Annotated in this window: 18 protein-coding genes and 1 tRNA gene; 13 read left to right on the top strand and 6 right to left on the bottom strand. The window is 66.2% G+C overall.

Translation table 11 applies throughout. From position 1 onward, the window contains the following. Positions 1 to 39: 39 nt before the first annotated feature. Genes VGM20_06500 through upp form a run of 5 tightly spaced genes read right to left on the bottom strand, consistent with a single transcriptional unit; the run spans position 40 to position 4,562 of the window. Positions 40 to 585 carry an NUDIX hydrolase gene (locus tag VGM20_06500; GenBank protein HEY4100509.1) on the bottom strand — a complete coding sequence of 182 codons (546 nt, stop codon included), beginning with the start codon at positions 583 to 585 and terminating at the stop codon, positions 40 to 42. Further along, complete coding sequence (locus tag VGM20_06495) at positions 582 to 1,985, bottom strand: MBL fold metallo-hydrolase (GenBank protein ID HEY4100508.1); 1,404 nt, start codon at positions 1,983 to 1,985, stop codon at positions 582 to 584. The genes VGM20_06500 and VGM20_06495 overlap by 4 nt, the downstream gene beginning before the upstream one ends. After that, positions 1,982 to 2,512, bottom strand: coding sequence for a YdcF family protein (locus tag VGM20_06490; GenBank protein HEY4100507.1), 531 nt, complete (start codon positions 2,510 to 2,512; stop codon positions 1,982 to 1,984). The genes VGM20_06495 and VGM20_06490 overlap by 4 nt, the downstream gene beginning before the upstream one ends. Positions 2,513 to 2,571: 59 nt before the next feature. After that, complete coding sequence (locus tag VGM20_06485) at positions 2,572 to 3,924, bottom strand: MBL fold metallo-hydrolase (GenBank protein HEY4100506.1); 1,353 nt, start codon at positions 3,922 to 3,924, stop codon at positions 2,572 to 2,574. Beyond that, positions 3,921 to 4,562, bottom strand: coding sequence for a uracil phosphoribosyltransferase (upp, locus tag VGM20_06480; protein HEY4100505.1), 642 nt, complete (start codon positions 4,560 to 4,562; stop codon positions 3,921 to 3,923). Before upp ends, VGM20_06485 begins: the two co-directional genes overlap by 4 nt. Positions 4,563 to 4,688: 126 nt before the next feature. Here upp and VGM20_06475 point away from each other — a divergent pair, with 126 nt between their 5' ends. From VGM20_06475 to VGM20_06420, 12 genes are all read left to right on the top strand, one after another. After that, on the top strand, positions 4,689 to 5,234 hold the full coding sequence (locus VGM20_06475) for a DUF4019 domain-containing protein (GenBank protein HEY4100504.1): 546 nt from the start codon (positions 4,689 to 4,691) through the stop codon (positions 5,232 to 5,234). Next, a complete protein-coding gene (locus tag VGM20_06470; GenBank protein HEY4100503.1) occupies positions 5,231 to 5,743 on the top strand; it encodes a nuclear transport factor 2 family protein in 513 nt (170 codons plus the stop codon). Before VGM20_06475 ends, VGM20_06470 begins: the two co-directional genes overlap by 4 nt. Before the next feature lie 85 nt (positions 5,744 to 5,828). Next, the gene (locus VGM20_06465; protein ID HEY4100502.1) at positions 5,829 to 6,209 is read left to right on the top strand and encodes a carboxypeptidase-like regulatory domain-containing protein; all 381 of its coding nucleotides are present in this window, start codon (positions 5,829 to 5,831) and stop codon (positions 6,207 to 6,209) included. A 140-nt stretch (positions 6,210 to 6,349) separates the two neighbouring features. Next, complete coding sequence (locus VGM20_06460; GenBank protein HEY4100501.1) at positions 6,350 to 6,937, top strand: ATP-dependent Clp protease proteolytic subunit; 588 nt, start codon at positions 6,350 to 6,352, stop codon at positions 6,935 to 6,937. A 9-nt stretch (positions 6,938 to 6,946) separates the two neighbouring features. Beyond that, a complete protein-coding gene (locus VGM20_06455) occupies positions 6,947 to 7,690 on the top strand; it encodes a class I SAM-dependent methyltransferase (GenBank protein ID HEY4100500.1) in 744 nt (247 codons plus the stop codon). A 51-nt stretch (positions 7,691 to 7,741) separates the two neighbouring features. Beyond that, on the top strand, positions 7,742 to 8,320 hold the full coding sequence (locus VGM20_06450; GenBank protein HEY4100499.1) for a hypothetical protein: 579 nt from the start codon (positions 7,742 to 7,744) through the stop codon (positions 8,318 to 8,320). 10 nt (positions 8,321 to 8,330) lie between these two features. Further along, positions 8,331 to 8,834 carry a DUF664 domain-containing protein gene (locus tag VGM20_06445; GenBank protein ID HEY4100498.1) on the top strand — a complete coding sequence of 168 codons (504 nt, stop codon included), beginning with the start codon at positions 8,331 to 8,333 and terminating at the stop codon, positions 8,832 to 8,834. Further along, positions 8,831 to 9,043 (top strand): hypothetical protein, encoded by a 213-nt coding sequence (locus tag VGM20_06440; GenBank protein ID HEY4100497.1) that lies wholly within the window; start codon positions 8,831 to 8,833, stop codon positions 9,041 to 9,043. The genes VGM20_06445 and VGM20_06440 overlap by 4 nt, the downstream gene beginning before the upstream one ends. Beyond that, positions 9,040 to 9,438, top strand: coding sequence for a RidA family protein (locus tag VGM20_06435; GenBank protein HEY4100496.1), 399 nt, complete (start codon positions 9,040 to 9,042; stop codon positions 9,436 to 9,438). The genes VGM20_06440 and VGM20_06435 overlap by 4 nt, the downstream gene beginning before the upstream one ends. Before the next feature lie 353 nt (positions 9,439 to 9,791). Beyond that, the gene (locus VGM20_06430) at positions 9,792 to 10,307 is read left to right on the top strand and encodes a TonB family protein (protein HEY4100495.1); all 516 of its coding nucleotides are present in this window, start codon (positions 9,792 to 9,794) and stop codon (positions 10,305 to 10,307) included. Continuing rightward, entirely contained in the window at positions 10,304 to 10,630 is a 327-nt protein-coding gene (gene sugE, locus VGM20_06425; protein ID HEY4100494.1) for a quaternary ammonium compound efflux SMR transporter SugE, read from the top strand. The genes VGM20_06430 and sugE overlap by 4 nt, the downstream gene beginning before the upstream one ends. Positions 10,631 to 11,278: 648 nt before the next feature. Beyond that, positions 11,279 to 11,351: transfer RNA gene (locus tag VGM20_06420), tRNA-Phe, on the top strand. Between the two features lie 89 nt (positions 11,352 to 11,440). Here the strand turns inward: VGM20_06420 and VGM20_06415 are convergent. Beyond that, positions 11,441 to 12,517, bottom strand: coding sequence for a helix-turn-helix domain-containing protein (locus VGM20_06415; GenBank protein HEY4100493.1), 1,077 nt, complete (start codon positions 12,515 to 12,517; stop codon positions 11,441 to 11,443). A gap of 141 nt (positions 12,518 to 12,658) precedes the next feature. Between VGM20_06415 and VGM20_06410 the strand changes: the two genes are divergently transcribed. Beyond that, positions 12,659 to 13,323, top strand: a 665-nt coding sequence (locus VGM20_06410) for a hypothetical protein (GenBank protein HEY4100492.1), incomplete at its 3' end; no start/stop codon positions are given.

The following is a 13,323-nucleotide window of genomic DNA, read 5'->3' as shown; positions in this document are numbered from 1 at the left end:
CCGGGCCGCGAGCCGGGTGAGAAGGTCAGACGATCGGAATCACCGGCCGCCGCGAACCTCCGACGCGACATAGAGCAGCGCCGAGAGCGTCTTGCCGTCAGTGATCTCGCCCTCCCGGATCATCCCGCGGACCGCCGACCATCGGATCGGATGAATCTCGAGAATCTCGTCGGCTTCGTGCCGCGTCTCGCCCGGGGTGAGATCGGTTGCGAGAAAGAGGTCGATCGTCTCGTTGGTGAATCCGGGCGTGGTCCAGATCCGGGTCAGGCGGCGCAGCGTGCGGCAGCTGTATCCGGTTTCTTCGCCGAGCTCACGGCGCGCCGTCTCCTCGGGTGCTTCGTCGCCATCGCGCCGGCCGGCCGGAATCTCCCACAGCATGCCGCCGGTCGCGTGCCGGAACTGATGGATCAGGAGGACGCGGGGGTCGTCGCTGGCCGGGTCGTCGAGGAACGGGACCACCGCCGCCGCACCGGGATGGCGCAACATCTCGAGCGTGCCGACCACGCCGTTCGGAAAGCGGACGGTGTCGACATCGAGCGACACAATGCGACCATTGTAGACTCGCTCGCTGCTGATCAGCGTCACGCCGCATCTCCGGCCAGCACGAATTGCTCACCCTGCTTCGGCACGTGGACCTCCTTGACCCCTTCTTCCTGCAGGATCTTCTGCATCGCGACGAGCGACTCCGGTTCGCCGTGCACGCAGAACGCCCGCTGAATCGGGCCGCCGAGCTCGCGAACCCAGCGGCGCAATTCGTCGCGCCCGGCGTGGGCCGAGTAGCCGTCGATCGTTGCGACTTCGGCAGTGATGTGATGCGGCTCGCCAAGAATCCGGACATCGCGCTGCCCATCCTGGATGCGACGGCCGAGGGTTCCTTCGGCCTGGTACCCGACGAGGAGGATGCAGTTGCGCGAGTCCTCGCAATGATTGGCGAGATGATGGGTGATCCGTCCGTTCTCCGCCATCCCCGACGCCGCGATGATGATCGCGGGACCCTGCAGCGAATTGAGCTGCTTCGATTCGTTGACGTCGCGCACATAGGTGACGAGATGGTAGTCGAAGAGTCTCGAATCAGCCCGGATCAGCTCCTCCGATTGATCGAAGAGTTCGGGGTGCATGCGGAAGACCGCGGTCGCCTCGACGGCGAGCGGCGAATCGATATAGATGGGGATCTGCGGAATCTGCTTCGCATCGGCGAGCTGATGGAGGGCGTAGATCAGCTCCTGCGTGCGGCCGAGTGCAAATGACGGAATCAGGACCAGCCCCTTTCGCGCCGCGATCCGGCGGACGATTTCACCGAGATGATCGGTCGCGGTGTTCGACGTGTCGTGATTCTTGAGCGCGTAAGTGCTCTCGATGATCAGCGTGTCGATCGCGCCGCGCGGGCCGGTGGGATCGCGGATGATCGGCTGTCCCCACCGGCCGATGTCGCCGGAAAAGACCAGCCGGTGCGGCGTCGAACCGCCGAACTGCACGTCGACATTGGCGCTCCCGATGATGTGCCCCGCGTCCCGATAGGTCACGGTCAGCTCCTGCGCCACCGTGAACGGCCGTTCGTACGGATGGGATTCGATCAAGTCCATCACCCTGAGGGCATCGGGCATGGTATACAGCGGCGCCGACTCCGGAGCCGCGCGTCCCTTCTTCTTGAGATAGAGGAAGTCGCTCTCCTGGATGTGCGCCGAATCGGGCAGCATCGAAGCGGCAAGATCTCGCGTCGCCGGCGTGGCATGGATCGTCTTGTTGAACTGGTGCGCCGTGAGCAGCGGCAGACGTCCGGTGTGATCGATGTGTGCGTGACTCACGACCACGGCATCGAGCTGGCGCGGATCGAACGACATCGTCGCGTTGAGCTTCGCGGCATCGGCGCGCTTGCCCTGGAACATGCCGCAATCGAGGAGGACGCGGCGCCCACTCCACTCGAGCAGATGGCACGAACCGGTCACCTGCCCGGCGGCGCCCCAGAAGGTCACTGCAATGGTCACGACAGCAGTCCTTTGACGAAGATGAGCGGAACCTTGGCGGCCTCCGCCAGAAAGTATCCGAGTTGGGTCGAGAAGTTGCGCGAGATCGGCGAAGTGCGGGTCGGCGAGGTGTACGCCTCGAGCCCGACGCGGCGCGCTTCGAGATGGAGGCGCGCCATGTGGAACGGATCGCTGACCAGGATCACCCGCGAGATCCCCTGGAAGTGCAGGTATTGTGCGACCGAATCGATCGACGTCGCGGTGCTCGTGCCGGCCTCGAGGACCACCGAATCGGCCGGCACCCCGGCAGCCACGAGGTATTTCTGGCCCGCGGTCGATTCGCTCATCCGGTCGCCTTCGCCGATGCCGCCGGTCACGATGATGAATCGGGCGAGATGCTGCCGATAGAGATCGAAGGCGTGGTCAAGTCGAGCCTTGAGGACCGGTGACGGGTGACCGTTGTACTGCGCGGCGCCAAGGACAACGATCGCGTCGGAGGGGCGGCGCTCGTCGCGGCGAGCGGTCCGGATGACATCGGCCAACGACACGACATAGATGCACGCAACCGCTCCCACCGCACCAGCAATCCACGGGCGGGCGCGGCGCGTCAGAACGGAAAGGACTCCCCGCGGCGCGGCACGATGACGTCGCGAACTCCTTCTTCGCGGAGAATCGTCACCATCATCGCGACGGCCAGGTCGTCGCCCTGCACCACGAAGGCACGTTTCACCGGACCACCAAGAGAACGGATCCAGCCGCGCATCTCCTCGCCATCGGCGAAGCCGGAGTACGCAGTCATCGTTTCGATCGCCGCGCGGCGCTCGATCACCGCGCCGTCGAGCTCCACCGACGTCGCGCCGTCCTGGAGGAGCCGGCCGATCGAACCTTCCTCCTGAAACGCGGTGAGAAGAATCGTGTGGCGTGGATCGCCGAGGCAGCGACGGAGGTGAAACGCCGAGCGGCCGGCGTCGCAGGTCTCGTTGGGCGCCACGATGATCGCGGGGCCCTCGAGCGTGGCGACGACGTCGCGCTTTCCCTGCGGGAGATAGTGGAGCAGCGATCGGTCGAAGGCGCCGGTCTCGTCGAGATAGGCACGCTCGCCTGCCGCGATCGTCTCGGGATGCATCCGCAACACGGTCGTGAGCGACACCGGAGTCGGGACGTCCATCCAGATCGGGATTTCGGGAATCGCGCCGCGATGCCAGAGTTCCTGCACCACACGCACGAACTCGTGAATCGGTCCGATCGTCGCCGCCGGCACGATGATCTGCCCGCCGCGCGCCACGGTGTCGTTGATCACGGCGGCGATCCGTTCGCGCGCGTCACTGAACATCGGGTGGCGCAGATGCGCGAATGGTGAGCCGATGATCAGGGTATCGACCTCGCCCGGGTTGGGATCGGCGTCGCGGAAGACTGTCGTCCCGGGGCGCCCGATGCAGCCCGAATACACGATCCGATGCGACCCGCCTTCACCGGTCCGCAATTCGATGCTGGCCGAGCCGAGCGTGTGCCCCGCCTCGGTGAATTCGAAGACCAGGTTGCGGCGGAGGTGCAATGCACGGCGGCACGGCTGCCCGACGGTCTGGCGCAGCGTGGCGAAGACATCCTCCAGCGAATAGAGCAGGTGTCCCCGGGCCTCCAGCTCGAGCGCCGTCTCGGCCAGAAGGATGGCGATGCCGTCGCGCGTGGCGGGGGTGGCGTAGATCGGCCCCTTGTAGCCGTGGCGCACCAGCTGGGGTGCCCGGCCACCGGAGGCGAGCCCGGCATCGGAGAGGAGGATCGCGTCGACCCGGGCCGGATCGAGCGGGAGATCGCGGTTGCTCTGGTCCGCCTGGGCCACATTCCCCTGGAAGAGCCCCGCATCGAGGAGGACGCGCGCGCCGGCCGCTTCGAGCAGAATCATCGAACCGGTTGCGGTCGCTGCGCCGCCGAAGAATGTCAGGGTACGAGGAGCGCTCATTTTGTTCCGAAGAGGCGGTCCCCGGCGTCGCCGAGGCCTGGAAGAATGTAGCCGAGGGAGTTCAACTCCCGGTCGAAGGCGGCTGCGTAGATCGGAATATCGGCGTGCGCACTCGTGAATGCAGCCACGCCCTCGGGGGCGGCAACCAGGCAGAGGAGCGAAATGTCGGTCACGCCGGCCCGCCGGAGTTCGGCCGCGGCAGCGATGGCCGAGCCGCCGGTCGCCAGCATCGGGTCGAGAAGAAAGAAGCGATGATCGGGGGCCGGCGTCGGAACCTTGAAGTAATACGACACCGGCTGGAGCGTCACGTGATCACGATAGAGCCCGATGTGCCCGACCCGCGCGTTCGGTATCAGCTGGACGATTCCGTCCACCATTCCGAGGCCGGCGCGAAGGATCGGCACCAGGGCGATCTTCCCGCTGACCCGCTCGCCGGTGGTGGTCTCCAGCGGCGTCACGACCTCGACCGGCTCGGTCGGGAGGTCGCGCGTCACCTCGTACGTCATCAGCGCGGCGATTTCGCCGACCAGTTGCTTGAAGTCCCTGGTCGACGTCGTCGCGTCGCGGAGGAGGGCGATCTTGTGCCGGATGAGCGGATGATCGATGACCGTCAACCCGCGACGGGATGCAGGGGCCATTGGGGAAAGGTCACGCCGCCGGGGGAGGATTGGCAATGACGAGGTACCTTTTCCGGAGCGGCCGAATGCCGGTCCGCCGCCGCAGCGAGGGAACGGGTCGCGGCGATCTCGCGTAATCGAGAGACAATGCACCGCTATCTGGTGGGAGGAGCAACGCTGCTGATCGCGGCGACGGCCGCGACCCGGCTCCCGGCGCAGGCCACGGGGGTGGCTGCCGACACCGCGATCGACGGCGCCGTGCACGCCGCCCGCTCCTGGTTCGCGCTCCTCGCCGATGCCAACTACGGCGCCAGCTGGGCGCAGACCGACAGCTTCTTTCGCCAGCACGTCTCGCGCGAACAGTGGACCGTCAATGCCGGCCGGCTCGACCGCCAGTTCCACCGCGCCGATCTGCGCAAGCTGGTGGAGGCACACTGGCTCAAGGACGAACCGCCATTGCCTGCGGCGGAGTACGTCGTGCTGCGCTGGCTGACCGACCTGGGCGATGACCGGCAAGTCGGCGAACGGATGATCATGGCGCACGAATCCGACGGATCGTGGAAGCCGGCGACGTACGATCTCTTCCCCAATGTCGATGGTGACCCGATCGTGGTGCGGGAGCATCGTCAGCAGCGCGAGGCGCCGCCTGCTGCCGCTCCGCCGCGCACCACCGTGGCGCCGCACCATCCATGAGGGCGGCCTGTGCGGCACTCGTCGTCGCCCTGGCTCTCGGCGGATGTCACGCATCGCAATTCACCGCGGGGCACCGGGCGGCGGAGCGCGACAGCGTGGCACAGATGCTCGACGCGTGGCGCGGCGCGCTCGCTGCCCGCGACTTTGGCCGCGCGGCAACGTTCTACTCGTCCGACTCGGCCTTCCGCTGGTTCCAGGATGGCGAGCTCAAGTACCGGTCCGCTCGCGAACTCGCCGACACGATGCTCGCGATGGCGCCCGTGGTGCGCGACTTCGGCATGTCGCTGATCGAGCCGGAGATCACGCCGGTGGCGCCGGGGGTGGCGATCGTCACCACCAATTTCGCCGAGAAGATCACCGACACCACCGGGGAGACGATCGGACTCGCCGGCGCGTTGTCGATGACCGCGGTCCACGGCGACTCGGGATGGCGCTTCCTCATTGGGCATACCTCGTCGGTCATCGTCCCCGCCGATTCGGGGGCACCCCGGAAGCCTCCGCGGTCCTGATCGGGCCCCATTCGTGGCGGCGCCACCGGCTGGATCGTCATCAGGTGCGGTGACGAGCCGGTTCGGTTCACGAAAGGAGACAGCAATGTCACGAATGACGATTCTGATTCTGGCGCTTGCCGTTGCGGCACCGGCAGTGGCACAGGCGCAGGCGGCGCCGCGCGCGGTGAGCGGACGGGTTTTTGACGACACCACCGGCTGCCCGCTCCGCGGCGTGCAGATCCAGGTGACCAACTCGAACGCCCGGGCGACCACCCTGGCCAACGGTCACTATCACCTGCTGAACCCGCCGGCGGGGACCTTCACGCTGACGGCGTCGTTCCGCGGGTACCTGAGCCGGCAGACCGACACGATGACGGTGTCGGATTCGTCGGCCCGGGTCGACTTCTCGCTGATCCGCGGCGGCGACTCGGGGCGGGTAGCGTACCCGCGGCACGTCTGCGAGCTGGAGCCGCAGGGCCGCTGACGAGGCGTTGCGCAACCGTGGCTGAACCCTCGTCGGCGGCACCGACCGCTGACGGGGGTTCGTCGCCAATGGCCATCCGCGCGATGCCGTGCTAGGGTTCACGCCCGGTACGATCGTTCACATTCACCGCACCCGAGACCATGCCCGATACCGATCTTCCTGATGCCGCGTCGTCCCCGTCGCCGTTCGATCCGTTCGCCGCGAAGCTCTTCAAGGCGCGGACGGTGATCATCTCGGGCGAGATCACGCAGAGCGTCGCCGATCGCACCCTGTCGCAGCTGCTCACCCTCTCGGCCGACTCCGACAAGCCGATCACCGTGTTCATCAATTCGCAGGGCGGGCACGTCGAAGCCGGCGACACGATCCACGACATGCTCCGCTTCGTCACTCCCGAGATCCGGATGGTGGGGACCGGATGGGTGGCGAGTGCCGGCGCGCTGATCTACGTCTCGGTGCCGCGCAAGCTGCGGTACTGCCTCCCCAACACCCGCTTCCTGCTGCACCAGCCGGCGGGCGGGATGGGCGGCACGGCGTCGGACATCGCCATCGAAGCGCGCGAGATCGTCAAGATGCGCGAACGATTGAACAGGATCTTCGCGCGCGAGACGGGACAGACGATCGAACGGATCGAGGACGACACCACGCGCAACTTCTGGCTCGACGCCGACCAGGCGAAGGAGTACGGCCTCGTCGGGACGATCATCTCCACGCAGAGTGAACTTGGCTGACGTCGGGCGGTGACCTTCCCCGATCACTTTTCGAGCATCGCCGCCTCGTACGCCCGGTATCGTCCGACCTATCCGGCGGCGCTGTTCGACTGGATCGCTACGACGGCACCATCGCGGGGGAATGCCTGGGACTGCGCCTGCGGCAGCGGCCAGGCGACGCTGCCTCTCGCCGAACGTTTCGAGCAGGTCACCGGCACCGACGCCAGCGCGGAACAGCTTCGCGAGGCGCCGAAGAACCCGCGAATCACCTGGCGCGTCGCCGCGGCGGAATCGAGCGGCCTCGCGGATCATGCCTTCGATGCCGTGACAGTCGCGCAGGCGCTCCACTGGTTCGACCTGCCCCGATTCTGGATCGAGGTGCGCCGCGTCCTCGCCCCGCGCGGCATCTTCGTGGCGTGGAGCTACGGCCTCGCCACGCTCGACGATCCCGCCACCAGCGACCAGCTGCGACACTTTCACGACGACGTGGTCGGCGAGTACTGGCCGAAGGAGCGGGGACATGTCGACCAGGGATATCGCCGGATCGCGCTGCCGTTCGATCCGATTGAACCGCCGCCGATCGACATGAGCGCGGAGTGGACCGTCGACCAGTTCCTCGGATACCTGCGAACCTGGTCGGCGGTGCGACGATACATCGAGGTGAACCGGGCCGATCCGGTCGAGAACTTCGGTGCACGACTGCGACGCGACTGGGGAGCGGTACCGCGAACGATTCACTGGCCGCTGACGATCGTGGCGGGTCGGGTCGGGTAGCGCCCCGGGGCGTTTCGTGGCATCGTTGAGCGTCCTTCGCTGGAGTAGATCATGCGACTCATTCGCGCAGCTGTCATGGTGCTTGTCCTCCCCGTCGCCGCCTGTGGCCAGAAGCCGCTGCCGCCGGCACAACAGATCGCGCTCGCGGTGCTGCCGCTGCCGATGAATTTCCGCGCCGGCGCCACCGTGCTCGGCTACGACAACGCCCGCAAGCTGGTGACGCTTCGCCCGGGGAGCGGATCGATGACCTGCCTCGCCGGTGTCCCCGGTGATTCGGTCTTTCACGCGGCGTGCTACGCGAACACGATGGAGCCGTTCATGGCGGCCGGTCGCACGCTGCGCGGCAAGGGCGTCAAGAACGTCGACAGCGCACGCTTCGCCCAGGTGAAGGCGGGGACGATCAAGATGCCGGAGCAGCCCGCGGCACTCTGGGCGCTCGACGGTCCGATGAGCGGCGTCGATGCCAAGGCCGGGACGGTGACGAGTGCCATCAAGCTCCGCTACTCGGTGTACACGCCGTTCGCCACCGCCGCGTCTACAGGGCTCCCGGATCAGCCGCTGGCGCAGGGACCGTGGCTGATGGATGCCGGGACGCCGAAGGCGCACATCATGTTCACCATGACGATGTGAGGGAGGGCGAATGGTCGCCGATGCGGTGAAGCGATGCTTTCTCCGGGACCTCGCAGGGTTCGGGCTCCAGCTCGACGCCTTTCCCACCGACGCGTCAGTGTGGGAGCTCCCGCGTGGCGTGAGCAATTCGACCGGGACGCTGGTGGTACACTGCTGCGGCGCATTGCGTCACTTCATCGGCGGGGTGCTTGGCCGGAGCGGTTACGTGCGCGATCGCGAAGCGGAGTTCGCGGTGCGGGGGCTCCCGCGCGTCGAACTCGAGATGCTCCTCGCGGTGACTCGCGACGAAGTTTCGCGCGCCCTGGATCATCTCGACCCCGAACTCCTGCCGCGCGATTTCCCCATACCGCTCGGCAAGGTGACGCTCTCGACCGAACGCTTCCTGATTCATCATGTCTCCCATCTGGGATACCATCTCGGCCAGGCCGACATTCATCGCCGCCTCGTCACCGGCGAAACGACCGGCCTCGGCATGGTGACGATTCCGCCGCTCAGCGATCCGGTGATGCCATGAGACTTCGCGTCATCATTGGCGCGACGTGCATCCTTCTCGGCGGGATCATCCTGGCGCGCGGCCTCTCGTATCACACCAAGAAGGATGTGCTCGACATTGGCCAGGTGCGGGTCACGACCGACAGCAAGAAATCGGTGGCACCGTGGATCGGCGGGATCGTGGCGCTCGGCGGGCTGGTGCTGGTGCTCACCAGCGGCAAGCGCCCGTGAGCGGTTCGTGGTCGCGGCAGAACATCGCCAGCGGCGCGAAATGGGAATCGATCGTCGGCTATTCGCGCGCGGTGCGGGTGGGACCGCTGGTGCATGTCACCGGCACCACGGCGACCGATGCCGACGGCGCGATCGTCGGCGCGGGTGACATGTACGCGCAGGCGGTGCAGGCAATCGCGAACATCGCCAGCGCACTGGAGAAGGGCGGTGCGCGACTGGAGGATGTGGTGCGCACGCGGATCTACGTCACCGACATCTCGCGATGGGAAGAGGTCGGCCGGGCGCATCGCGAAGCGTTCGGCGCGATCATGCCGGCAACGACGATGGTCGAGGTGTCGCGGCTGATCGACGACCGGATGCTGGTGGAAATCGAGGCCGACGCGGTGGTGGGATGAGGCTCGTAGCGCTGGTTGCAGTTGCTGGACTGATGCCGGCTGCGGTGGCTGCGCAGGGGCACAAGAACGAGGCAGCGCCCAAGGCCTGCGTGTTCGATACCGCGGCGCATCGGGATACGACAGTCGAGATCCTTTCGCTTCGGGCCAGTCATCAGGGTGATGCCTCCGACGATTCAGTCATGTCTGACGCAATCGCCTCAATGATTCGGCAACGCTTTCAGCCTCCGCCGTCGATTGGAGCGCTGTTTTATCCGTTCACCGGGCCCCCGAAGAATCCGAAACGCCCTCCCACACAGGACACCCGGAAATCGGCATTCGCCGACAGGCCACGGGTTTTCGGCACACTCGACCTCGTGATCGAGCCGGACGGGACGTTCAGCACGTTGAAATGGTTGGAACCGACTGGAGAGTTCGCGACCGATGCCGCCCTGCTTGCGGCGCTGAACGAGACCGGAGGGACATCCGACGCGAGAATCCTCGCGACGCTCGCGGGCCAGCAGCATCGGCCGATTCATGTTCAGCTGGTCGCCCAGGATTCAACAAACGCGATCGCTCCGCTGGTGCGTCTGAGGATTCCGGAGGTCGAGATCGATACCCCGAGCGTGATGCGTCGCGCGGGGAAGGTTTACTATCCGTTATCCGCGCGGGCAGATGGGATCGAAGCGATCGTCGATCTCCAGTACATCGTCGATGAGTCTGGTCGCACGTTGCCCGGATCTATCCGACTCATCTCGGCACCGTCTCAGGACTTCGCGAAGTCGGCGATCGACGCAATCATGACATCGACATTCACCCCGGCCCGCACGGCAGGATGTCCGGTGAAGCAATTGGTACGGCAGCGAGTTTTGTTCACCATCGGCCGCCGATGACCGAATCCCGCGCCTGGATCTTCATCATCGTCGCCGGCCTGCTGGAAATGGTCTGGGCGGTCGGCATCAAGTACAGCAACGGCTTTTCGCGGCCGCTGCCGACGGTGATCACTGTCATCGCGATGCTCGCCTCGATGTGGCTCCTCGCGCAGGCGATCCGGGTCCTTCCCGCCGGGACGAGCTACGCCGTCTGGGTCGGAATCGGCGCCGTCGGCACGGCGATCCTCGGGATCGTCCTCCTCGGCGAATCGCGTCAGCCGCTGCGGCTGCTGTCGATCGCGGTCATTGTCGCGGGAATCGTGGGGTTGCGACTCGCAAAGTGAAGTGCGCAACGAGAGGATTGATGCTCCTCCGCCGGAACTGCGGGGTGCGCGCCCGGCGGAAGCGATCGACGCGGCGCCGGATCGTCCGAACGGCACCCGGAAGCGACGAACGCGGCGGCTGAAGAGGCGAATTCGAAAACGGAGCGGCCGATAGCCGCGCGGAAGTGACCTCCGCGTCGTCGGAAGTGGTGTATCCGAGACCGGAAGCTTCGAATTCCGGAAACAATGGACGGAAACTGCGGCGGATCGGCTGATCGCAATCCCGGACGGGACGAACGCGTTGGCGGAAGCCACGTAGAATCGGCGGAAGTCAGATCGAATTGGGCGGAAGTGAGGTCGAATTCGCCGGAAGTCTGGCGTGATTCGGCGGAAGTGAAGTCGAATTCGGCGGAAGTCGTTTCGATTGGGCTGAAATCGCGTTGCGTCACGTCGGGGCCGCGTCGGGACGCGCGGAAGTGATGTCTCAACTGCCAGAACCAGTGTCTCGAGGGCCGGACGCGATGTTTCGTCGGGGGGAAGCCCCGTTCAACTCGACGGGCGCTCAAAACGGGGTAGCGAAATCCCGATCCGGCCGGCCGACGTCCCGATGATCGCGGCAGGCGCACGTGGCACCCCGGAAGCTCCGCCATTAAGCTTGTCGTCGCGTTCGGCCAGGTAGCTCAGTTGGTAGAGCACGTGACTGAAAATCACGGTGTCGGCAGTTCGATTCTGCCCCTGGCCATGTTGTCGCACAACGACTTAGCCCGATCGTAGACTCGACGACTCCCGGACAGTTCGGGGAGATGTTCGGGGACTCATGTCGGGCTTCTTTCATGCCGAGGTGATCCCCCGCCGGCGCGCTTCGACCGCATCCCCCGCCACACCCGTGCTGTTCCTTTCCGATCGACCCGCTGCTCGCACCACGTCGCGCGGCGACCCGCCCCACTGATTCCGCCACGCCCGTCGCAATTGCAGACCCGAACTGAAACCGGCGACCTTCGCGGCGCGACTGACCGAGGCGCCGTATTCGAGTGACTGGCGGGCGCGTTCCAGGCGAATCGACCGGAGGAAGTCGAGCGGCGAGATGCAGGCGTGCTCGACAAAGAGCCGGAGCAGATGACGGGTGGTGGTGTTTCCGACCGCCGCGAGCGCCGGCATGTCCCACTCGTGCTCGGGGCGGGTGATGATGGCGTCCTGCACGCGGTGGACCGTGGCGTGCAAGTGCCGCCGGTGCATGTGGAACGGCGAGAGCTCCGGATCGCGCGGCGATCGCCGCAGGTAGACCACCATGTCTTCGGCCACGCTTGCCGCCAATGCCTCGCCGCACTCCTCGGCGATGAGATGCAACGCGATGTCGATTCCCGCCGTGACGCCCGCGCTCGAGGCGATTGCGCCGTCGAGGACGAAGACGCGGTTGTCGATGACCTGGGCGCCGGGTGCCAGCGCGCGCAGCGCATCGAGGAGTTCGTGATGCGTGGTGCAGCGGCGGCCGCCGAGGAGACCGGCACGCGCAGCGAGGAGCGCTCCCGAGCAGATCGTCACCAGACGATGTGGCGCGCCGGCATCTCGCAGCGACGAGTGAAGGATCTGATTGAGCCATCGCGCGGTCGCCATGATCGCAGGTGTCGCCTGCGTGGTGTGCGCGGTCGGCTGACCAACCACGACGACCCACGTCGGCGCGGGGAGGTGCCGCGGCAGTGGTTCGAGTTCGCCGAGGGCAAGGCCGACCGACGTCGGCATGGTCGATGATGGCCCGGCAAACCGCAGGACGAAGCGCGGCGGCAACCCCTGACGCTCACGGTGCAGGTTCGCCAGGCGGAACGCTTCGGCGGGGCCGGCAATGTCGAGCAGCAGCGCGTGCGGCACGATGACGAAGAGGAGATCGATCGTCTCGGTACGAGCGATCATTTCAGGACATCCGGCATGGTCGGAACGATAGCACGAATTCTGGCATTTCAACCAATGAGACTACCCCGTCGTCCGAAATTGATCTGAACTTGTCGCGCGGCGGCAGCGCGGACATCGGTCGCGCCCGATAGCCTTCGCGCCATGATCAGAACTCTTCGTACGATTTCGCGAAGCACCCTCGCCATCCTCGCCACCCTGGCGTCCGTTCGGCCCCTCGCTCTCCGTGCCCAGGACGCGGGGACCTCGAAGCCATCGCCACTGCTGACCGGTGTCGACCCGCATACCCGCCCCGGGGACGACTTCTTTGCCTACGCCAACGGCGAGTGGCTCCACTCCACGCCGATCCCGGCGGGAATGGAGCGCTGGGGTGCGCGCAACGAAATCGACCAGCGGACCCGGCAGCGCATCGTGCAGCTTCTCGACGACGCAGCGACGGCTCCTCCGGGATCGAATCAGCGCAGAATCGCCGACTTTCGCGCCGCGTGGCTCGACGACGCGACGATCGAAGCGCACGGGATCGAGCCACTTCGATCCGCCCTCGACACCATCGACCAACTCCGCGACAACGTGGCGCTGACCCGGTACCTCGGCCGCGAAACGCCGGCCGATGTCGATCCGCTCAACTGGGGGATCTATCGCTCGTCGCATATCCTCGGCTTGTCGGTGGAACCGAGCATTCACGGCGAGCGCAGCTACGTCGCGTTTCTTCTGCAAGGTGGCCTCGGGCTGGGCGATCGCGAGAACTACCTCGGCACATCGGCGCGCGCGGAGCATCTTCGGATCCAGTATTTCAACTACATCACGAC

Source organism: Gemmatimonadales bacterium, from assembly GCA_036500345.1.
Taxonomy (GTDB): domain Bacteria; phylum Gemmatimonadota; class Gemmatimonadetes; order Gemmatimonadales; family GWC2-71-9; genus Palsa-1233.
The sequence above is the reverse complement of the archived record's forward strand: the minus strand, read 5'-3'. Positions and strand labels throughout refer to the sequence as shown.

Bases quoted from the DNA above. Each gene is read 5' to 3' on its own strand.
- VGM20_06485 (HEY4100506.1), bottom strand. From the start codon at position 3,924: ATGAGCGCTCCTCGTACCCTGACATTCTTCGGCGGCGCAGCGACCGCA.
- upp (HEY4100505.1), bottom strand. From the start codon at position 4,562: ATGGCCCCTGCATCCCGTCGCGGGTTGACGGTCATCGATCATCCGCTC.
- VGM20_06475 (HEY4100504.1), top strand. From the start codon at position 4,689: ATGCACCGCTATCTGGTGGGAGGAGCAACGCTGCTGATCGCGGCGACG.
- VGM20_06470 (HEY4100503.1), top strand. From the start codon at position 5,231: ATGAGGGCGGCCTGTGCGGCACTCGTCGTCGCCCTGGCTCTCGGCGGA.
- VGM20_06465 (HEY4100502.1), top strand. From the start codon at position 5,829: ATGTCACGAATGACGATTCTGATTCTGGCGCTTGCCGTTGCGGCACCG.
- VGM20_06460 (HEY4100501.1), top strand. From the start codon at position 6,350: ATGCCCGATACCGATCTTCCTGATGCCGCGTCGTCCCCGTCGCCGTTC.
- VGM20_06450 (HEY4100499.1), top strand. From the start codon at position 7,742: ATGCGACTCATTCGCGCAGCTGTCATGGTGCTTGTCCTCCCCGTCGCC.
- VGM20_06445 (HEY4100498.1), top strand. From the start codon at position 8,331: ATGGTCGCCGATGCGGTGAAGCGATGCTTTCTCCGGGACCTCGCAGGG.
- VGM20_06440 (HEY4100497.1), top strand. From the start codon at position 8,831: ATGAGACTTCGCGTCATCATTGGCGCGACGTGCATCCTTCTCGGCGGG.
- sugE (HEY4100494.1), top strand. From the start codon at position 10,304: ATGACCGAATCCCGCGCCTGGATCTTCATCATCGTCGCCGGCCTGCTG.
- VGM20_06415 (HEY4100493.1), bottom strand. From the start codon at position 12,517: ATGATCGCTCGTACCGAGACGATCGATCTCCTCTTCGTCATCGTGCCG.